Annotated in this window: 22 protein-coding genes and 1 other annotated feature; of the genes, 2 read left to right on the top strand and 20 right to left on the bottom strand. The window is 41.4% G+C overall.

Going from position 1 to position 20,796, the window contains the following annotated elements:
• Positions 1–2: 2 nt before the first annotated feature.
• The 6 genes from arnD to btuC form a co-directional block, all read right to left on the bottom strand.
• Positions 3–896: a 4-deoxy-4-formamido-L-arabinose-phosphoundecaprenol deformylase gene (arnD, locus tag ACY3ZI_RS08930; protein ID WP_211885337.1), complete on the bottom strand. Its 894-nt coding sequence runs from the start codon at positions 894–896 to the stop codon at positions 3–5.
• Positions 896–2,881 carry a bifunctional UDP-4-amino-4-deoxy-L-arabinose formyltransferase/UDP-glucuronic acid oxidase ArnA gene (arnA, locus tag ACY3ZI_RS08925; protein ID WP_108479020.1) on the bottom strand — a complete coding sequence of 662 codons (1,986 nt, stop codon included), beginning with the start codon at positions 2,879–2,881 and terminating at the stop codon, positions 896–898. Before arnA ends, arnD begins: the two co-directional genes overlap by 1 nt.
• Positions 2,881–3,873, bottom strand: coding sequence for an undecaprenyl-phosphate 4-deoxy-4-formamido-L-arabinose transferase (arnC, locus tag ACY3ZI_RS08920; RefSeq protein WP_036950457.1), 993 nt, complete (start codon positions 3,871–3,873; stop codon positions 2,881–2,883). The genes arnA and arnC overlap by 1 nt, the downstream gene beginning before the upstream one ends.
• Positions 3,873–5,018, bottom strand: a complete 1,146-nt coding sequence (gene arnB / locus ACY3ZI_RS08915; protein WP_211885335.1) for a UDP-4-amino-4-deoxy-L-arabinose aminotransferase — start codon at positions 5,016–5,018, stop codon at positions 3,873–3,875. Before arnB ends, arnC begins: the two co-directional genes overlap by 1 nt.
• A gap of 124 nt (positions 5,019–5,142) precedes the next feature.
• On the bottom strand, positions 5,143–5,910 hold the full coding sequence (locus tag ACY3ZI_RS08910) for a vitamin B12 ABC transporter ATP-binding protein BtuD (protein WP_211885333.1): 768 nt from the start codon (positions 5,908–5,910) through the stop codon (positions 5,143–5,145).
• 1 nt (position 5,911) lies between these two features.
• Entirely contained in the window at positions 5,912–6,916 is a 1,005-nt protein-coding gene (btuC, locus tag ACY3ZI_RS08905; protein WP_487377190.1) for a vitamin B12 ABC transporter permease BtuC, read from the bottom strand.
• 134 nt (positions 6,917–7,050) lie between these two features.
• Here btuC and ACY3ZI_RS08900 point away from each other — a divergent pair, with 134 nt between their 5' ends.
• A complete protein-coding gene (locus ACY3ZI_RS08900; RefSeq protein WP_211885323.1) occupies positions 7,051–8,208 on the top strand; it encodes a RhoGAP domain-containing protein in 1,158 nt (385 codons plus the stop codon).
• 73 nt (positions 8,209–8,281) lie between these two features.
• Here the strand turns inward: ACY3ZI_RS08900 and ihfA are convergent, their stop codons facing one another.
• From ihfA to ACY3ZI_RS08835, 13 genes are all read right to left on the bottom strand, one after another.
• Entirely contained in the window at positions 8,282–8,578 is a 297-nt protein-coding gene (gene ihfA, locus ACY3ZI_RS08895; RefSeq protein WP_004263721.1) for an integration host factor subunit alpha, read from the bottom strand.
• 4 nt (positions 8,579–8,582) lie between these two features.
• On the bottom strand, positions 8,583–10,970 hold the full coding sequence (pheT, locus tag ACY3ZI_RS08890) for a phenylalanine--tRNA ligase subunit beta (RefSeq protein ID WP_211885321.1): 2,388 nt from the start codon (positions 10,968–10,970) through the stop codon (positions 8,583–8,585).
• Positions 10,971–10,984: 14 nt separating this feature from the next.
• Positions 10,985–11,968, bottom strand: a complete 984-nt coding sequence (pheS, locus tag ACY3ZI_RS08885) for a phenylalanine--tRNA ligase subunit alpha (protein ID WP_036950469.1) — start codon at positions 11,966–11,968, stop codon at positions 10,985–10,987.
• 119 nt (positions 11,969–12,087) lie between these two features.
• Positions 12,088–12,218: a sequence feature (Phe leader region), on the bottom strand.
• On the bottom strand, positions 12,168–12,212 hold the full coding sequence (pheM, locus tag ACY3ZI_RS08880) for a pheST operon leader peptide PheM (RefSeq protein ID WP_126437459.1): 45 nt from the start codon (positions 12,210–12,212) through the stop codon (positions 12,168–12,170). It overlaps the preceding feature by 45 nt.
• Before the next feature lie 120 nt (positions 12,219–12,338).
• Entirely contained in the window at positions 12,339–12,695 is a 357-nt protein-coding gene (gene rplT, locus ACY3ZI_RS08875) for a 50S ribosomal protein L20 (RefSeq protein ID WP_006659451.1), read from the bottom strand.
• Between the two features lie 44 nt (positions 12,696–12,739).
• Complete coding sequence (gene rpmI, locus ACY3ZI_RS08870) at positions 12,740–12,937, bottom strand: 50S ribosomal protein L35 (protein WP_004263702.1); 198 nt, start codon at positions 12,935–12,937, stop codon at positions 12,740–12,742.
• A 93-nt stretch (positions 12,938–13,030) separates the two neighbouring features.
• Positions 13,031–13,570: a translation initiation factor IF-3 gene (infC, locus tag ACY3ZI_RS08865; RefSeq protein ID WP_071992133.1), complete on the bottom strand. Its 540-nt coding sequence runs from the start codon at positions 13,568–13,570 to the stop codon at positions 13,031–13,033.
• 287 nt (positions 13,571–13,857) lie between these two features.
• Positions 13,858–14,397: a translation initiation factor IF-3 gene (gene infC, locus ACY3ZI_RS08860; protein ID WP_071992134.1), complete on the bottom strand. Its 540-nt coding sequence runs from the start codon at positions 14,395–14,397 to the stop codon at positions 13,858–13,860.
• Positions 14,398–14,400: 3 nt separating this feature from the next.
• Entirely contained in the window at positions 14,401–16,329 is a 1,929-nt protein-coding gene (gene thrS, locus ACY3ZI_RS08855; protein WP_036950480.1) for a threonine--tRNA ligase, read from the bottom strand.
• Positions 16,330–16,586: 257 nt separating this feature from the next.
• A complete protein-coding gene (locus ACY3ZI_RS08850; protein ID WP_211885319.1) occupies positions 16,587–16,964 on the bottom strand; it encodes a hypothetical protein in 378 nt (125 codons plus the stop codon).
• Positions 16,965–17,086: 122 nt separating this feature from the next.
• Positions 17,087–17,449 carry a hypothetical protein gene (locus ACY3ZI_RS08845; RefSeq protein WP_211885317.1) on the bottom strand — a complete coding sequence of 121 codons (363 nt, stop codon included), beginning with the start codon at positions 17,447–17,449 and terminating at the stop codon, positions 17,087–17,089.
• Positions 17,450–17,631: 182 nt separating this feature from the next.
• Entirely contained in the window at positions 17,632–18,081 is a 450-nt protein-coding gene (locus ACY3ZI_RS08840) for a methyltransferase family protein (protein ID WP_211885313.1), read from the bottom strand.
• 113 nt (positions 18,082–18,194) lie between these two features.
• A complete protein-coding gene (locus tag ACY3ZI_RS08835) occupies positions 18,195–18,593 on the bottom strand; it encodes a hypothetical protein (RefSeq protein WP_211885312.1) in 399 nt (132 codons plus the stop codon).
• A 542-nt stretch (positions 18,594–19,135) separates the two neighbouring features.
• Here ACY3ZI_RS08835 and ACY3ZI_RS08830 point away from each other — a divergent pair.
• Positions 19,136–19,840, top strand: a complete 705-nt coding sequence (locus ACY3ZI_RS08830) for a MarC family NAAT transporter (RefSeq protein ID WP_487377175.1) — start codon at positions 19,136–19,138, stop codon at positions 19,838–19,840.
• Here ACY3ZI_RS08830 and ACY3ZI_RS08825 read toward each other — a convergent pair.
• Positions 19,834–20,493, bottom strand: coding sequence for a transglycosylase SLT domain-containing protein (locus ACY3ZI_RS08825; protein WP_487377171.1), 660 nt, complete (start codon positions 20,491–20,493; stop codon positions 19,834–19,836). The two genes, ACY3ZI_RS08830 and ACY3ZI_RS08825, sit on opposite strands and share 7 nt — an antisense overlap.
• Between the last annotated feature and the right edge of the window lie 303 nt (positions 20,494–20,796).

The following is a 20,796-nucleotide window of genomic DNA, read 5'->3' as shown; positions in this document are numbered from 1 at the left end:
TTTTATTCCTCTTCTTGGCAGCCCAGCCAACCTTCTCGTCCCGGGAATGGGGCGCGAACCACTCTTCCTTTTGGAAGCGTATTGATGTCTTCAGGCAACAATTCACTCAATGTACAGAATTGGATTTCTTCTTGCTTAATTCGTTCCAATAATTGTGAAAATTGTTGTGACTTTGACATTCCTTCCACTTCCGTATGGATAGTATAAACCGGAACACCTTGGTCATCTTTAATTGCTTGAAGAATAAAATCATTAAATTCTTCGTCTGTTACCACTGTACCAACGACTTCATCGTAGGTCGGTAACGTCACAGGAATTTGCACTGTTCCCAATGAACCATCACGTAAGATAGGTCTAAATGGGAATTTTCCACGGCAGTCGCTGTTGTAGTCAAAATTAAATCCTTGTTTAACTTCGAGTACACGCTCGTCACCACGCCACCCTGCTACCGCAGAACAAGTGACTCGTTGACCTGTCGCGTGCTGCAATGCATCGACACCCAATTTCACTTGTTCAGTGAGTTGAGCCTCGCTCCATTTAGCCACTTTGGCTTGCCATCCTTGATGATCCCATGCATGTAAGCCGACTTCGTGCCCAGCTTCCAAGGTCTGTTTCATCAGATAGCCTAAATCTTTGGCGATTTTTTTACCTGGCCACGCAGTACCCGCCAGTAAAATATCCAGACCATACAAAGATGCCGCATTTGACCGTAGCATTTTCCACAGAAATTTAGGACGCAAAAGGCGCCATAAATGGCGCCCCATATTATCGGGTCCTACACTGAAGAAAAAGCTGGCCTGAATATCATGCTCTTTGAGCACTTTAAGTAATTGAGGAACCCCTTTCAATGTACCTTGATAGGTGTCCACATCGATTCTCAAGCCAACTTTTTTCATTATTTTTTGCTTTCCAGCTCTTCTACAGCACCCTGTAAGAAGAAGTCTAATGTTTCTTCAATGGTATCTTTCATGTCGATAGTCGGAACCCAGTCAAGTAAACGACGTGCATTTTCAACACTTGGTTTACGATGCTCAACGTCTTGGTAACCTTGACCATAGTAGCTAGCGCTTTCGATTTCACGGAAGCCAGCAAATGGAGGGAATTTGCTACGAGCCGGGTGTTTTTCGAAGCTTTCTAACAGCATTTCCGCTAACTGACGAATACTTGCTTCGTTAGTTGGGTTACCGATGTTGATGATTTGACCATCACATTTGCCGTCTTTGTTTTCAATGATGCGGAACAGTGCTTCGATACCATCTTTGATATCTGTGAAGCAGCGTTTTTGTGCACCACCATCGACTAACTTGATTGGTGAACCTTCAACTAAGTTCAGGATCAGCTGAGTAATAGCACGTGAGCTACCAATACGCGCAGAGTTCAGGCTGTCTAAACGTGGACCCATCCAGTTAAATGGACGGAATAAGGTGAATTTCAGACCTTCTTTCGCGCCGTATGCCCAGATTACTCGGTCAAGTAACTGTTTAGATACAGAGTAAATCCAACGTTGTTTGTTGATTGGACCCACGATCAGACGAGATTCGTCTTCATCAAACTCTTTATCATCACACATACCATAAACTTCAGAAGTGGATGGGAAGATGATGCGTTTGTTGTATTTCACGCAGTAACGAACAACTTTCAGGTTTTCTTCGAAGTCTAATTCGAATACACGCAGTGGGTTACGGGTATATTCGATTGGCGTCGCGATAGCAACCAGTGGCAGAATAACGTCACATTTTTTGATGTGGTACTCAATCCATTCAGTGTGGATGCTTACGTCACCTTCGATGAAGTGGAAACGAGGGTTACCAATGAAACGTTCAATTGCAGATGAACCAATATCCATACCATAGATATCGTAGTTGTCATCTTGTAACAGACGCTCAGTTAAGTGGTTACCGATAAAGCCGTTCACACCTAAGATCAGAACACGTTTACGACGCTTAACTTGCGCAGTTGGTTTAGCACCAACGCGAACATCAGTCACGATGCCCATTTCGTTAGCTAGACGGTTGCCTTGCATGTATAAACCGGTTTCGCTTTGACCGCTAACGATTTCCAGTGCGCCTTGACCACAAGCAATACGCAGTGGGTCGCTAGATAATACGGTACCCGCAGCTTTACCTTGGTTATCGTCTAATACACGCGCACGCCATACGATCATTTTACGTGCACCTAAATAGGTGAACGCGCCTGGGTATGGTTCAGTCACTGCGCGGATCAGGCAGCTAATTTCTTTCGCGCTGCGGCTCCAGTCGATTTGACCGTCATCAGCACAACGACGACCGAAGTAGCTTGCTTGGCTCTCATCTTGAGCAACAGTTTTATAGCTGCCCGCTTCAATTAATGGCAAAGTTTTGTCTAACAGAACTTCCGCTGCTTCACGAACTTTAGCGTGCAGCGTCAGAGCAGTATCAGTGTCCGTGATAGCCACTTTTTCTTGCGCTACAATGTCGCCAGCATCAGCTTTAGCGACCATTTTGTGCAGCGTTACGCCAGTTTCGCTTTCACCATTTAACAGTGCCCAGTTGATTGGTGCACGACCACGGTATTTAGGCAGTAAAGAACCATGCAGGTTGAAAGCGCCTTTCGGTGCTAATGCTAACAGTTCTTCGCTTAACATATCGCGATAGTAGAAAGAGAAAATCACATCAGGTTTCATCTCACGAATACGTTCAATCCACAGTGGGTGGTTAACGTTTTCTGGAGCGAAAACAGGAAGTTCCATATCTGCACTGACACGAGCTACAGAAGAGTAAAAGTGGTTTTCATTTGGATCATCAGTGTGAGTAAATACTGCCTGAATATCAAAACCCGCTTTCTCAAGCGCTTTTATCCCTACACAGCCAATATCATGATAGGCAAAAACAATAGCTTTCATTAGTTTTCTTCCTGATTTTTGTCGGTTTTAAGGTCTGCACCGACGACTTTTTGAATAAAATAACGAGGTCTCGCGCGCACATCATTATAAATCCTACCGATGTATTCGCCCAATAATCCCATAGCAACAAACTGCGCGCCGATAAACATAAAGAGTATCGCAAACAGTGTAAATACGCCGTCAGCTGCCCAGCTCGCACCGAACAGTAAACGTAAAACAATTAACAACACTGCTAGCACAAAGCCACCAGCAGCGATAATGCTACCAACCACGCTTAACAGACGCAGAGGCGCAGTCGTTAAACAAGTTAATAAGTCATACATTAAATTAATCAGCTTCATAAAGCTGTATTTTGAATCACCAAACTCGCGTTCAGCATGCGCTACATCAATTTCGATGGTTCTACGCGCAAATGTATTCGCTAAAATAGGAATAAATGTGCTGCGCTCATGGCATTGAAGCATGGCTTCAATGATGTGACGGCGATAGGCACGCAGCATACAACCGTAGTCACCCATTGAACGACCTGTCGCCTTAGTGATCATCGCATTGATCATTTTTGATGCCGTTTTGCGGAACCATGAATCTTGGCGGTTAGCGCGACGAGTTCCAACAACATCATAGCCTTGAGCCGCTGTTTGCACTAAACGAGGGATCTCTTCCGGTGGGTTTTGTAAGTCCGCATCGAGAGTGATAACTAAGTCGCCATCCGCTTGATTGAAACCCGCCATGATCGCAGAGTGTTGACCATAGTTGCGGTTTAAAATGATCGCAATGACATGGTTATCTGGATTTTCAGCCGCTTCAACCAACATTTTTGCAGAACGGTCACTACTTCCATCATCAACCAAAATTAACTCATAAGCTTGAGTCAGTTGTTTACAGGACTTAATCGTACGTTCTAACAGCTGAGGCAAACTTTGCTCTTCGTTATAAACAGGGATTACCACTGAGACTTTTTTAATCTCATCAAATTCATCAGCTAATGACACTATTTTGACTCCAAAAGGACTGTATTAATCGCACTCACTACCCGTTCAACATCCGCGTCAGTCATGTCTGGGAACAGAGGCAATGAGCAAAGCGTTGCACTATTCCATGTTGATTCTGGTAATGACAGCTCTGGGTATTTTTCGCGGTAATATTTTTGCGTATGAGCTGCACGGAAATGTAACCCCGTACCAATGTTATGCTCTTTCAACTTCTCCATAAATGCATCGCGGTCAATACCACATATTGACTCATCAACACGCACCATAAATAAGTGGTTGGCGTGTAAATGTGGGTATTCTGGCACAGATAACATCTGTAATGGAGAGTCTTTCAGTAACTCACGGTAGCGTGCCGTCAGTTCAGCTCTACGCTGGTTTAAATGCTCAACGCGGGACAATTGTACTACTGCAATCGCCGCATGAATATCAGATAGGTTATATTTGAAACCCGGCTCAACCACTTCGGCTTGCGGTTTACGACCTTGCATTTGGCGATCAAACGCATCGACGCCTAAACCATGAAATTTTAATGCGCGAACACGCTGAGCGAGTGCATCGTCGTCAGTAGCGACTAAACCACCTTCCGCACAGGTCACATTTTTGATGGCATGGAATGAAAAAATGGCCGTGCCCTTCTCACCAATCCACTCATTTTTATAGCGTGTTCCGACTGCATGAGCCGCATCTTCAATGAGGAAAACGCCCGCTTTTTGTGCGATGGCACGTAGGGCATCTAAATCACAAGGAGCACCAGCATAATGAACAGGGATTATCGCTTTCGTTTTGCTCGTTAAGGCTTTTTCTACCGCTTCTGGCTGAATCATAAGGGTATCACGATCAACATCAATCATAACTGGCGTTGCACCTAGCAACTCAATCATATTGATAGTTGAAACCCATGTTTGTGACGGAGTGATAACTTCATCGCCTGGACCAATACCCAGCGCCATCAAAACAACATGCATACCAGCAGTTGCCGATGCAAGGGCAATCGCATGCTTGCAACCATAACGTTTGCAAAAATCTTCTTCTAATTGATGATTCTGTGGGCCTGTCGTGATCCAGCCTGAACGCAGAACGTTTTCTACTGCCTTAACCTCTTCATCCCCGATTGCTGGTTTTGAAAACGGAAGGAAATTGCTCATATTGTTTGTAGCCTAGTTTCATTATGAATAGGATATTCTAGTTAAAATTACTTTAACCGAACCTCAACACCAGTCATCATTACTGCAATAATTGCCGTGATACGGGCAATAAGAACACGATTAGCTAATTAGTATGATCGTTAATTTGCCATACTTTATTCGATGAGCTCTGATTGAGTTTTATATCAGCCATAAATACATCTGACAAATGACTTTCTGTCATGACATTGTCAGGCTCACCTGCATAGATAATTGCGCCTTTCTTCATCATCCAAATTCGACTTGCATTTTTATAAGAATGACTAAGATTATGTCCACTCATTATAACTGTTCCTGCGCAATGACAAAAACATTTCACCCATTTATCTAGCATTCCTTGCTGAATAATATCTAAATTGTTTATTGGTTCATCAAATAAGATTATTTTTCCGCTCAAACAGTCCCTATCCCATACCTGTAAAAATACAGCGACAATCCGAATTCGCTGCCATTCCCCACCAGATAATTGGTTAATAGGCTTAGATAATAATGGTGAAAGTTGGAAATCTTCGCATAACTCGCTAAAAATCGTGGGCGGAACAACATGCAGCTCAATAAACAAGGATAAGTATTGAAACACTTTTAAACTCGGCAAAACTCCTGTTTGCTGTGTGAGATACGAACGATACCTTGCAACATCCTGAACAGCATAATCCTTCAGATTGAGATTATTAAAAAAAATCGTTCCTGTGTATGATGTGCAACCACTCAACGCTGAAAGTAATGTGCTTTTTCCTGCCCCATTGGCACCTAATAGGTGTATCTGCTCCCCTGCAAAAACGGACTGGTTAATATCCCGTAATCGGTTTTCCACACTCAGATTTTGCGTTTCAATCATCACTGTTTTATTCATATTACTGTCGCCATGTATGATTTTTGACGAGAAGATAAATAAAAATAGGGGCGCCCAAGGTTGCGGTAATCACGCCAATCGGAATTTCAGCATTGTCTATCAGTAATCGGGACAACAAATCTGCAATTAATAAGCATAGCGCCCCAGCAATTGCACAGGCTGGTAATAAAAAACGGTTATCGGTGATCCCACTTAGCCTTAATATGTGGGGGATCACTAATCCTATAAAACTAATTGCCCCCGCAATTGCCACACTGAGCCCAATTAATATTCCGGTAATGATAATTAATATTAATCGCCAGCGATGCGTAGAAATACCCAATTGATAGGCTTGAATATCACCCAGTAATAAATAATTTAAAATTCGTCCCTGAGCTATTACCCAAAATAAAAATGGGAGGCAGGCAATGACTAATTCTATTTGACGCCAATCTACACCGCTGAAACTACCCATCATCCAATACAGTAATTGGCGTAAATCTAAATTACTGCTCATGTAGACCATCCATGTCATGCACGCACCGCTGATCACGCCAAGCGCAACGCCAACTAATAATAAGCTGGCGTTATTCAAATGTTGATGGCGAGCAAAATAGAGTAAAACGCCCGTGAGCACTAAAGCACCGATAATGGCACTTATGCTAACTAGCCAATAATAGGTAATGCCTGATGAGAGCAATATGGTAAAAACAACCGCAACTCCAGCACCATTACTGATCCCTAGCAATCCGGGTTCCGCTAATGGGTTTTCAAATAACGCTTGCATGATGGCACCCGTTACTGCCAATGATGCGCCAATGGTGATAACTGCAAGGAGTCGAGGTAAGCGAATTTGCCAGACAAATAATTGTGCAGAATCATCCATCCATTGGTTTGGCCAATACCAAATTTCCCCTGCACTGAGCGATAGCATTGCAATGATACAAAGACTCAGTAACAACAAAACAATCAAACCCATATCGGATTGATGTTGTTTTTTTTGTAAGTTTTTCAAGGGAATAGTCATTACATTTACAATAATTATCTTTTATTAAAAAATAAGCGCGTTTTATATAAGAGAGAGCATAAGAAAAAATTTAAACTGCTGCCAATTTTAATTTTACTTTTACTTCTACTCTTAACCATAATAAAGGTTTACATATGAAACCAAACATAGTTAGCTTCTTTTCTAAACCGCAACTCTCTGCAAACAACATAAAAGAGACTGACCAAACTGAGAATAAGGCTAGCGGCCATTTTAAAACATCGCTAAAAAAAGTAACTCAATCATTTACTAGCTTTTTCTCTTTACTTTTTAGTTGCCAAAGCAAACAAGCAAGCAAGAAAAAAACCGTTTCAGATGAACCCTTTGTTATGACTAGCCTTCAGAACAAGGGGACATCACCACGCGCGGTTTCCTTTGCAGATGAAACTTCCGCAAAAAATTTATTGCCTCAAGATGACATCATTCCCAAAGCGGGTTTAACCGGAAATCCTCGAGTCGATGCTGCACGCGCAGCTGCATTACACATGATTGCTCGACATAAAGCCCAGCGAGCAGAAAAAACACAAAAAAAAGAAGCCGATAAATTGCAACAAAGCAATGTGGAGCTTATTAATAATTATGATCGTCTCTCTGACATAGATAGAGAGAAAAACCGTGCCATTAACCTGCTAGGTAGTATGATTCTTAAGCATAACGAGTATTCAAAAAGTGAAGGTATATTTCGTACTGAAGGCAGCAAAAATGCCGTTAGCGAACTCGTTAATAAGATAAATGACCCAAAAAGCGCTCATTATCATCTTACACAACTAGAGCACTACCCTTTAACAACATTAGCCAGCGCGTTTAAAAAAATAGCCGGAGAATCACTCAGAAAAACGCGCAACATCGACTTCAAATCAGATATTTCATTTGATGACTTACAAGCCTGTGCTGATGCAGTAAAAAATAAAGAAGATGTGACCCAACAAATTAAAAGTAATGAACAATTAAAAAATAGAGCCCTTTCGATTTTAAAAAACTGTGACAATAGGATCTACAGTGCATTAAATCGCCTGGCACCACCACCATTAACATTACAGCTTGTTACTCGCTTTTGTGCTCTTATTTCCAATGATGAAGCATCCCATAAAATGTCCATCAGAAATTTAGCTGTAATTTTCGCGCCGCACTTGATAAACACAAGCAACACTCCGCAACATAATAGCCAGGATTCTCTTACTGAGCTCCGAAAAGAAGCTGAAGCGACTAAGCTAGCTGAAAGTTATATTGCCGCGTTAATCCACCAAGAGAAAAGTCCATTTCACCGTACTTAAAAAGTGTCTTTTACTTAAAAACAAAGACCGCCTAGGCGGTCTTTTTTATTACTCTGCTATTCAGAGAATAGGATTACTCTTTTGGCGTTGCTTTTTCCACACGGCTTTTTAATTTTTGGCCTGGGCGGAAAGTAACAACACGACGAGCAGTGATTGGAATATCTTCCCCAGTTTTAGGGTTACGACCGGGACGTTGATTTTTATCACGTAAATCAAAGTTACCGAATCCAGATAATTTAACTTGCTCACCGTTTTCTAAGGAAAGGCGAACCTCTTCAAAGAAAGTTTCAACAAGGTCTTTCGCATCACGTTTGCTAACACCTAGTTTTTCAAACAAATTTTCTGACATTTCAGCTTTAGTAAGCGCCATAAGTTTAGTCCCTCAAGGAGGCTTGGAATCGCTGTTTTAACGCAGCAACACACAGATCAACGGTCGCGGTAATCTCTTCTTCTTCCATGGTACGCTGGGTATCTTGGAAGACGAGACTGATAGCGAGACTCTTATAACCCTCTGCTATCCCCTCACCACAATACACATCAAATAAGTTTATGCCAACTATATGATTTATGCCAACTTTTTTACATTCTGCTAAAACTTCGGCAGCTGCTACAGTTTCTGGCACAACCACAGCAATGTCACGACGGTTCGACGGATAACGCGAAATCGCTTTCGCTTCTGGAATAACACGCTGTGCGATTGCATCAGTACGAACTTCAAACACGACTGTACGACCATTTAAATCGAGTTTACGTTCTAGTTCTGGGTGAACAACACCGATAAAGCCAATATGTTCATTTTCCAGATAAATCCCAGCACTTTGCCCAGGATGCAGTGCTGGATGTGCTTCTGATTTAAATGTAATTTGATTTAGTTTTCCAGTCAATTCAAAAACAGCTTCAAGATCACCTTTTAAATCAAAGAAGTCAACAACTTGTTTATCTAATGACCAATGTTCATCGAATTTGTTGCCCGTGATCACACCCGCCAGCATGTTTTCCTGACGAATACCATATTCTGCTTGATTATCAGGCGTAAAGCGTAGACCTGTCTCAAATAAACGAATTCTGTTTTGTTGACGATTTTGATTATAGACCACAGTGCCTAATAAACCAGTCAACAGAGACAAGCGCATTGCAGACATGTCAGCTGAAATTGGATTTGGCAGGGAAAGCACTTCTTCCTGCGGGTGTAACAGGCTCTGAATTTTAGGGTCTACGAAGCTGTAAGTAATCGCTTCTTGATAACCACGGTCAACTAACATCGCTTTAATACGTTTCAGCGGTAAATTAGCTTCTTTATGATCAGTCATAATCAAATCAGCGCGCAGTGGTACGTCTGGGATATTGTTATATCCGTATACGCGAGCGACTTCTTCAACTAAATCTTCTTCGATTTGCATATCGAAACGCCAGCTTGGTGCCACTACATCCCAGCAATCTGCTGAAACTTGTACTTGGCAACCTAAACGCGTCAGAATATCGGTCACAGTTTCATCTGCAATCACATGACCGATTAAACGGTCTAATTTTTTACGCGTTAGCTTAATATTTGCCTGTTTAGGTAAATGTGCTTCGCTAGAAACATCAATGATGTCGCCAACTTCGCCACCACAAATTTCGACGATCAACGCGGTAGCACGCTCCATCGCTTTAAATTGCAGTTGTGAGTCAACACCACGTTCAAAACGGTGTGAAGCATCAGTGTGCAGACCGTAATTACGAGCACGGCCAGTAATAGCCAGTGGTTCGAAGAATGCACACTCTAATAGAATATTTTTGGTTTCAGTGTTAACACCTGAGTGCTCGCCACCAAAGATGCCCGCGATACCCAAAGCTTTAGTTTCATCGGCAATAACCAGCGTATCAGATTTCAAAGTCGCTTCAGTACCGTCTAACAGGACTAGCTTCTCTTCATCTTTCGCCATGCGCACAACGATTGCGCCATTTAAACGATCTAAATCATAAGCGTGTTGTGGCTGACCTAATTCCAACAGAACATAGTTTGTGATATCAACCACGGCATCGATGGAACGAACACCGCCACGACGCAGTTTTTCTTTCATCCACATTGGCGTAGGTGCGCTAACATCGATATCTTTGATAACACGACCTAAGAAACGTGGACATGCAGCAGGCGCTTCAACACGAATTGGGAATGTGTCTTTAATTGTACTTGCCACTGGGCTGATTGCAGGTTCAACTAAATCTAATTTATTGATAACCGCGACATCACGCGCTACACCTAAGATACTTAAGCAATCTGCACGGTTTGGTGTAATGCTGATTTCAATCGCGTGATCATCTAATTTTAGGTATTCACGGATGTCAGTACCGATAATAGCGTCTTGCGGTAACTCAATAATGCCACTGTGATCATCAGAAATACCTAGCTCAGAGTATGAGCACAGCATGCCTTCAGACGGTTCGCCACGTAATTTCGCAGCTTTAATCTTGAAATCACCTGGCAATACAGCGCCGACGGTTGCCACAGCAACACGTAGGCCTTGGCGACAGTTTGGTGCGCCACATACGATATCTAATAAGCGATCGCCGCCAACATTCACTTTCGTGACACGCAATTTATCTGCGTTAGGGTGTTGTCCACATTCAACAACTTCACCCACAACAACGCCGTGGAATTGACCCGCAACGGTTTCAACACCATCAACTTCCAGACCCGCCATTGTGATCTGGTCTGATAATTCTTCACTACTTACCGCCGGGTTCACCCATTCGCGTAACCATAGTTCACTGAATTTCATGAGATAGACCCGCCTTATTTAAACTGTTTGAGGAAACGAAGATCGTTTTCGAAGAATGCACGAAGGTCAGAAACGCCATAACGCAACATGGTTAAACGCTCCATTCCCATACCAAATGCAAATCCAGAGTAGACCTCAGGGTCAATACCAACATTGCGTAATACATTAGGGTGCACCATACCGCAGCCTAATACTTCCAGCCATTTACCGTTTTTACCCATAACATCAACTTCAGCAGAAGGCTCAGTGAACGGGAAATAGGATGGACGGAAACGAACTTGGACTTCTTCTTCAAAGAAGTTGTTCAGGAAGTCATGAAGTGTACCTTTTAAGTTGGTAAAGCTAATGTCTTTATCAACAATCAGGCCTTCAGTTTGGTGGAACATTGGGGTGTGAGTCTGGTCGTAGTCATTACGATAAACGCGACCTGGCGCAATGATGCGAATAGGTGGTTGCTGACCATTCATCGTACGGATCTGTACACCCGATGTTTGGGTACGTAATAAACGTTTCGCATCAAACCAGAAAGTATCGTGATCAGCACGCGCTGGGTGATGAGCAGGAATATTCAGTGCATCAAAGTTATGGTAGTCATCTTCGATTTCAGGTCCTGTCTCAACAGAGAAGCCTAATTCACCAAAAAATTCTTCAATTCGCTGAATGGTGCGAGTTACTGGGTGTAATCCACCATTTTCCATACGGCGACCCGGTAATGAAACGTCGATTTTTTCTGATGCTAAACGTGCATTCAGAATATCGGCTTGCATTGCATCTTTACGGGCGTTCAGTGCATCTTGAACTTGGACTTTAGCTTCATTAATCACAGCCCCTGCTGCTGGGCGTTCATCCGCAGGCAGATCACGCAACGTTTTCATCTGGAGTGTGAAGTGGCCGCTTTTGCCTAAAAATTCAACACGCACTGACTCTAACGTCGCAACATCTTGGGCCTGTTCAATGGCTGCTTTTGCCTGTGCAACCAATTCAGCGAGATGTGGCATTGTTTCCCCTTTATGACCACTCGGTCTTTTGCTAGTTATTCACTAAATTTATCATCACAAATCATATTAATAAGATGTGAATACCTGACTGATTTTACTGTATTTTCTATCAAACCAAAAACAAAAAAGCCTCCTGACGGAGGCTTTAGCGTAACTTTTCGTTTCTATTCTACTCGCTATACGCAAAAACCCCCGAGATTCAGGTGCTAAAGTAAAAAAAGAAACGAAAAATAACGTTGTTCATTAAAAGAATCTCAAAAATACAGGTTTAAAGTGGCTAATATTGACTGAAAGTATTAACACAAGCTGATTTCTAATACAAATATTATAAATGAAAAGAGGAAGTTTCCTTCCTCTCTTCAAGCAAACATTAAGCTAAAGCGCCTTTTGCTTTTTCAACTAAAGCAGTGAATGCTGCTTTATCGAAAACTGCGATGTCTGCTAAGATCTTACGGTCGATTTCAATTGAAGCTTTTTTCAAGCCATTGATGAAACGGCTGTAAGACAGGCCGTTCTGACGAGCCGCAGCGTTGATACGCGCGATCCACAGTTGACGGAACTGACGTTTACGTTGACGGCGGTCACGGTAAGCATATTGACCAGCTTTGATTACCGCTTGAAACGCTACGCGGTAAACACGTGAACGTGCACCATAGTAACCTTTCGCCTGTTTCATGATTTTTTTGTGACGTGCACGTGCGATTACACCACGTTTTGCGCGAGCCATAGCTATCTCCTATCGTCTTTATTCTTAATTAACTAAATGTTTACTTATGCGTAAGGCAGGCAAGCAACAACCAGACCCAGATCGCCCTTAGATACCATTCCTTTCGGACGTAAATGGCGTTTACGCTTAGTAGACTTTTTAGTCAGAATGTGACGAAGGTTTGCATGCTTACGCTTAAAGCCACCGCCTGCAGTTTTTTTAAAGCGCTTTGCTGCGCCACGTACAGTTTTAATCTTTGGCATTTCTTTTATTTCCAACTTCGCATTGTGATTAACTACGAATTAATTAGGCGAATAATACTCACATTTCTGTGAAACTATTACTTGGTTGCCTAATTATTTCTTCTTCGGTGCCAGCACCATAATCATTTGACGCCCTTCAATCTTCGAAGGGAATGATTCAACAGATGCTAACTCTTCCAAATCAGATTTGATGCGGTTAAGCATTTCCATACCGATTTGCTGGTGAGCCATTTCACGACCACGAAAACGCAGTGTTACTTTCGCTTTATCACCATCTTCTAGAAAGCGAATCAGGTTGCGTAGTTTGACCTGATAATCACCTTCATCTGTACCAGGGCGGAATTTAATTTCCTTCACCTGAACAACTTTTTGTTTCTTTTTCTGTTCTTTTTGAGATTTGCTCTTCTCATAAAGGAATTTGCCGTAATCCATAATACGACAAACTGGCGGTTCAGCATTTGGGCTGATTTCTACGAGGTCAACACCTGCTTCTTCAGCTTTTTCAAGCGCTTCGCGCGCGCTCATGATGCCTAACTGTTCGCCGTCTAAACCGGTTAAACGGACTTCAGGAACACGAATTTCATCATTAATACGATTTGGTCGTGTTGATGGGATTCTTTTTCCGCCTTTAATACTTCATTCCTCCAACTGGATAAAGAGATTTGCTACATTCTCTAAAGCAAGCGTCTCGGTAATGTCTTTCTAAACAACTTATTACCCAAACGCGATATTCTTTTTTGGCTTTAACTCGAACAAGGCGAGTTTTACAAAGCGATTCGACCGCGGATTTTACTGCTTATTGTGAGATTACTCAAGCAGATATTCAAATTATTCACTAAGGATCATGTAAATAACTGGGTCTATCAATAAAAAAACGCGAGTGAGGTGCAATCCCCACTCGCGTTCTTAATCATGACCTATTATTTTTTCTTAGGTCCCATCACCATGATCATTTGGCGCCCTTCAATACGTGAAGGGAATGATTCAACGACAGCTAGCTCTTCCAAATCAGCCTTGATGCGGTTAAGCATTTCCATACCGATTTGTTGGTGAGCCATTTCACGACCACGGAAACGCAGTGTGATTTTCGCTTTATCACCATCTTCTAAGAAACGAATGAGGCTACGTAATTTAACTTGGTAGTCCCCTTCATCTGTTCCCGGACGGAATTTAATTTCCTTCACTTGAACAACTTTTTGTTTCTTCTTCTGCTCTTTCTGAGATTTACTCTTCTCATAAAGATACTTGCCGTAATCCATGATTCGACAAACTGGTGGCTCTGCGTTTGGGCTGATTTCAACTAAATCAACACCAGCTTCTTCCGCTTTGGCAAGTGCGTCACGCACACTCATTACACCAAGTTGTTCACCGTCAATGCCAGTAACACGGATTTCAGTTGCACGAATCTCTTCGTTAATACGATTCGGACGTGCTGTTGGGAGTTTTTTTCCGCCTTTAATACCTTATTCCTCCATCTGATTGAGCTGACGACTGCGAATTTCTTCCTGTAGTTTAGTCATGAATTCGTTAACATCAAGGCTGCCTAAATCTTTACCACGACGGGTACGAACAGACACTTTACCTGATTCAACTTCTTTCTCACCACAAACCAACATGTAAGGAACACGACGCAGGGTGTGTTCGCGGATCTTAAAGCCGATTTTCTCGTTACGTAAGTCCGCTTTCGCACGAATGCCAACACTTTGCAGCTTGCTAACTAATTCTTGTACATAGTCTGCTTGACTATCTGTAATGTTCATCACAACAACTTGTTGTGGTGCTAACCATGTTGGGAAGAAACCTGCATATTCTTCCGTTAAGATACCGATGAAGCGCTCTAGTGAACCCAGAACCGCACGGTGGATCATAACTGGCGTAATACGCTCATTATTTTCACCAACATAAGAAGCATTTAGACGACCCGGTAAGAAGAAGTCTAATTGTACAGTACCGCATTGCCATGCACGGTCAAGGCAGTCATACAGTGTAAATTCAATTTTCGGGCCGTAGAATGCACCTTCGCCCGGCTGGTATTCAAACTCAATACCTTTTGACTTCAGCGCATTGGCTAAGTCTGCTTCTGCTGTATCCCACATATCGTCTGTACCGATACGTTTTTCAGGACGAGTAGACAGTTTTACAACGATTTTTTCGAAACCGAAAGTGCTGTAAACATCATAAATCATCTCAATACAGCTAGTCACTTCGCCCAGAATTTGATCTTCAGTACAGAAGATATGGGCGTCGTCTTGGGTAAAGCCGCGTACGCGCATTAAACCATGCAGTGCACCTGATGGCTCATTACGGTGACAGCTACCAAATTCCGCCATACGCAGTGGTAAATCACGGTAAGATTTTAACCCTTGGTTAAAGATCTGAACGTGACCTGGGCAGTTCATTGGTTTAACACAATATTCACGGTTCTCAGATGAGGTTGTGAACATTGCATCTTTGTAGTTTTCCCAGTGACCTGTTCTTTCCCACAATACGCGGTCCATCATAAATGGGCCTTTAACTTCTTGGTAATTATAGGATTTCAGTTTGGTACGTACAAAGGTTTCCAGTTCACGGAAAATTGTCCAACCATCGTTATGCCAGAACGCCATACCCGGCGCTTCTTCCTGCATATGATATAAATCTAATTGCTTACCAATTTTACGGTGGTCACGCTTCGCCGCTTCTTCTAAGCGCAGCAGATACGCAGCAAGCTGCTTTTTATCTGCCCATGCAGTACCGTAAATACGTTGCAGCATTTTATTATCGCTGTTACCGCGCCAGTATGCCCCTGCCACTTTTTGTAATTTAAAGTGGTGACAGAAACGCATATTTGGTACGTGTGGACCGCGACACATATCAATATATTCTTGGTGGTGATATAAACCTGGGCGATCATCTTGGCTAATATTTTGATCCAAGATTTCAACTTTATAATCTTCACCACGGTTTACGAATGTTTCACGAGCTTCTGCCCAAGAAACACGTTTTTTAACCACGTCATAATCTGTTTTGGCAAGCTCAAGCATACGCTTTTCGAGCTTGTCCAAATCTTCCTGGGTCAGCGTATAGTCAAGGTCAATATCATAATAGAAACCGTTGTCGATAACTGGACCGATTGCCATTTTGGTATTTGGCCACAATTGTTTAATTGCATGACCTAATAAGTGAGCACAAGAGTGACGAATGATTTCTAGACCATCATCATCTTTACTCGTGATAATTGACAGGTTTGCGTCATGCTCGATCAGTTCACAAGCATCCACCAGCTCACCATTAACACGACCAGCTATACATGCTTTTGCTAGACCGGCGCCAATATCGCGAGCCACATCCATGACAGAAACTGCATGGTCGAATTGACGCTGACTTCCATCAGGAAGAGTAATAACAGGCATTAAAAAATCCTTATCAGCAGTGGTGACCCACACGAAAGATCACTTGCTTGATTATTCCAAAGTTTATAAATCAATACGTTACTGACGATTTCTCACTTCACTATGCGAGATAGGTACACAATTATGTACACATTATATATGCCGAGGCAGATATAATTGATAACGTAATTATGCACATCGCTAGCAACTCAACTCGTAATCATAACACAGACATATTTTATGGCGATAGCCAGTTGTTGATTATTCTAGCGCTAAAATTACTGCTGTTCTGAGCTCATTAACGTGTAATCTGCTGACATAATAAGAATATTATTACCATAGCCATTACAATCCGTTCTCACTGCATATTCAGGTAACCATGCAATACGTGATTTTGAACGTGATAATGAAAGATTCAGGGTTGTGGGATACTCTGATGCGCTAATAAGATAGACTAAATCTGCGGTGGCTGAACAGAGTTCAAAATTAATCTGATCAGCATAAATAGCATGCCAATCCTCATGATATGGGACACCTTGCTTATCGATGATAGCCTTCATTTCATTTGGGGTATAAACAAGTCGAGCAGAGGCACCCGATGCCAGCAATACAAGAGTGGATAGCGCCAATAACGCTGTAATTATTCCTTTTTTCATCTCTCACCACACTTTTTTCACGATAAATCGTTAAGGGGAGAAAAATACCATTCCATCATCCTGCGAAAAAAGACAAAAAAGCTACCCAACATGACTTTGAATAGCCTTATACAACAAAAACGTTACCAACAACCGCGATGATTACCGCGTCCCCCCCATCCACCATCACGATATGGGCGGTTATATTGTTTGTCTTCTTCGTTTCGAAGTTGCAGTGATAAATCATCAAGCTCTTTCACCAACGCTTTTACTTTCGCGTCATCATCTTTGGCGCCAGCATCGTACAGCTTATTCAATTCAAAACGCTTATCATCAAACTCTTTCGCTAGCTTAGCGATTTCATTGTTTTGGCGATAATTGTTTTGGTGATAATTGTTTTGATAGCGGTGATCATAGTTTCCATTGCAGTAAGGGCATGCAGCAGCCGATGCCGAATACAGTAATACTGAAGAGACGATAGCACCTAATAACACTTTTTTGTTCACGGCAATAACCTCACAAGTCCTTGGGTTATACCAGTTTACATTTAGCTAAAGGAAATCGCCTTGAAAAATGTCAAAATTCGCACCAAAAGCTAAATTAATAGATTATAATGACAATAACCAAAGATTAAATAGGTAAAATCGCTTATTGAAAATGAATAATTAACGAATTAGACCAAGGTAAATCATAACCAACGTCGAGTTTGCTGAATATAATTAGTCCACTCCTCTTTAAAGCACTCAGATAAGAATTTTTCTTCTTGAGGAATTGTATACAAATCAGTAATTAACCAGAAAACCAAGCCTGACACCAAGAAATAAGGTGAATGCGAAAATAAAGCAAAGCTTAAACTCATCGAGGTAAAAGCAAGGTATAGCGGATTCCGAGATAACCGATAAGGACCTCGAGTAATAAGAGAAGACGCGGGGCTAATAGGATTTGGTGAGGTTTTTTGCTGAGAAAAATAATATAAACTTGCGCCAATCCAGCCGAAAGCCTCTAAGGCAATCAGGATGCCGATAATTCCCATCCAACCAGAAAAACTCCAGAAAAAACCCTCTTTGATATGCAGATAATAAGCAGCAAATCCATTGAGCGCTAACCAATTCACAAATGGAAGTTTAAAAATGCTCATCACAGGTCCTAAATTGATATTCATCTGGCAAGCATATCATGGATAAAACGATAAGAATTGGCACCGATGTCAATAATATTCAATAACACAGTGTGAATGAGTACTCTGTTATTTTATGAACGGTATCCTAAAGAAAAAACGCTTTTTAGACCTTCGAGATTGGCATATTCTTGTTCGCATACTGAATTACGTACATCGCTGGGTAAATTATTTAATCTGGCTTGGATATTAGCAATTTGCTCTTCTAATCCATTCATTCCCTTCACTTCGACAACATCTGCATTTGCTTGCAGATAATCTGTAAAGCTTCTTAAATTACTTTCTAAACTATCGCACGCATTATTCGTCAATCCGTTTTGTTCCATAAAGGAATTGACTGAAGCGGGTAATAATTGAGAGAGCGAAGGAAAAATAGATTGTTTCCACGTTTGTGGGAACAGGATCAGCACAGCAGCAATAGCCAAAACAAGCAACATTGATGAAGTAACTAATGGTGACAGTAACTTTCTCATTGGCTATCCTAAAATTCTATTTAACATGAAATTTAGAATACACAATAAACCGTAAAGCAGTTTTTAAAATAAAAAAGAGTTTGTAAAGAATATTCCAATTATATTACCAAGAAATAAGATTATCGCCTGACAATAATCTTTTAACGAATTTACATAACCTGTCAGTAAAACAGATAGCACTGTATATACTCACTAACAAATGAACATAAACCCCCTCTAGCAATAATGCCCTTGACCTTTTTATCTCACATAAAAAGGTTTTTTTTTCTCAAAATATTGAATGTTTTTAATCCAGTGACATACCCCTTTGTTATTCAACGAATAATTACACTTATTCACACATGAATCGAAATGTTATCCACAGTTAATGTGAACAACTTTGTCATTCATTAAGTAAAAACATTACGCAATTTCACGTAAAAAAATCTCTTTATCCTAAATTTGGTGGGAGAATACCCTTCTGATTCCACAAATTAGTAACAATGTTTGTTATAGTTCCAACGAGAAGCCATTCTAGATTAATTTGGAGGGTAATTTTCGACATGCAAGATATTTTACAACTTTTTCAAGCCGTTGGCCTTGGCTTAGTTTTACTCCTTCCACTGGCTAACCCACTGACCGCCATTGCCGTGATGCTCAGTATTTCCGCCAACATGACCAAAGAACAACGTGACCACCAATCACTGCTGGCTGCAATTTATGTCTTTTGTATCATGCTCGTCGCTTTTTATGCTGGCCAATTAGTCATGAACACCTTCGGAATTTCCATTCCCGGACTACGTATTGCGGGTGGGCTTATTGTGGTCTTTATTGGTTTTGGGATGCTATTTCCTAATTCAGAAAATAGTGAAGATAACAGTAATGTCGCCACTGATGATTTAAGTGTTCCCAAAAAACGTCAAGGTAACCAAAATATTGCTTTCGTCCCTCTCGCAATGCCAAGTACCGCAGGTCCAGGTACCATCGCGATCATTATTAGTTCCACCGCTTCTTTGCAAGGGGATATTGGTTTTGCGCCATGGGTTATCACTGTCGCACCCATTATTGTTTTTCTCATAGCCAGTGTGTTCGTTTGGATAGGATTACGGGGCGCGACGTCAATTATGAAATGGCTAGGGAACAGTGGGATTGATGCAATTGGGCGGATAATGGGTTTTTTATTAATTTGTATAGGAGTGCAATTCGTCATCAACGGTATCGTTGAAATTATCGCGCAACTCCCACACTTAATGACGGAATATCAGTAATTCACCGCTAATGCATTATACGCATTTTTAACTTTCCACAAATAACGTGGAGCCTGTGGCGCGGGGTGTTTAGACTGAACATGTTGATAAAACTCTTCTGGTGATAAGTTATTTATCATCGCAATAGCTTTAGTTTTATCATTATCAAATGTTCTTAATAATGCCCCTGCCCCATTCACGTAAGCCACAACGGTCGCATAATACATAGTTTGCGGGTGGCTAATACCCGCCAAATGCTGCTCTTTGAGAATACGAATATAGGTTGTACCGATATCAATATTTTTACGTGGATCTTTTAAATCGTTAGAACTTGGTTCACCAGAACGTCCTTGATAACGATATGCATCACGCCCTGCTGTTGACGCTTTAATTTGCATTAAACCAATGGCATTAGATTTACTCACCACTTCAGGTCGGAAGTTAGATTCTACTTCAATAATGGCTCTGATCAGTGTTTCATCCACACTATAGCGATTCGCGGACTCACGAATAAACTCATCATATGGAGTTCGTGGATAGCTAGTATTGGCTGTCGTATTTGTCATTTGATTACGATTATCTAGCATTCTTGTTCTGTTCGCTGTTTTATTGGGGTCACTTGAACAACCTGCCAATAGCAAAAGTACAAGCGCACTGCCGACCATTTTTTTCACTGTTGTATCCTCTGCAAATTAAAACACCAAAAGAATAGCTAATCTTTAGAAAAATAATACATTTTTTACTTAACTTTTACTTCTGGACGTGTTTTAGTCATGTTAAATAATAATGATAGCCAGCAACTCATCGATTACAAAAATACCCCTTTTACCATTTAACGGGATTTTTCATAATTGATATTGATAATCATTATCAATTGGGATATAAATACTATCAGCCTGAAAGACCATACTCATTGTAGAGTCAAATAGGTCAATATAAATGAGAAAATACATTCAAGCCCAATAACACACTTATTT

It is taken from the genome of Providencia sp. LY12 (assembly GCF_057621555.1).
The sequence above is the reverse complement of the archived record's forward strand: the minus strand, read 5'-3'. Positions and strand labels throughout refer to the sequence as shown.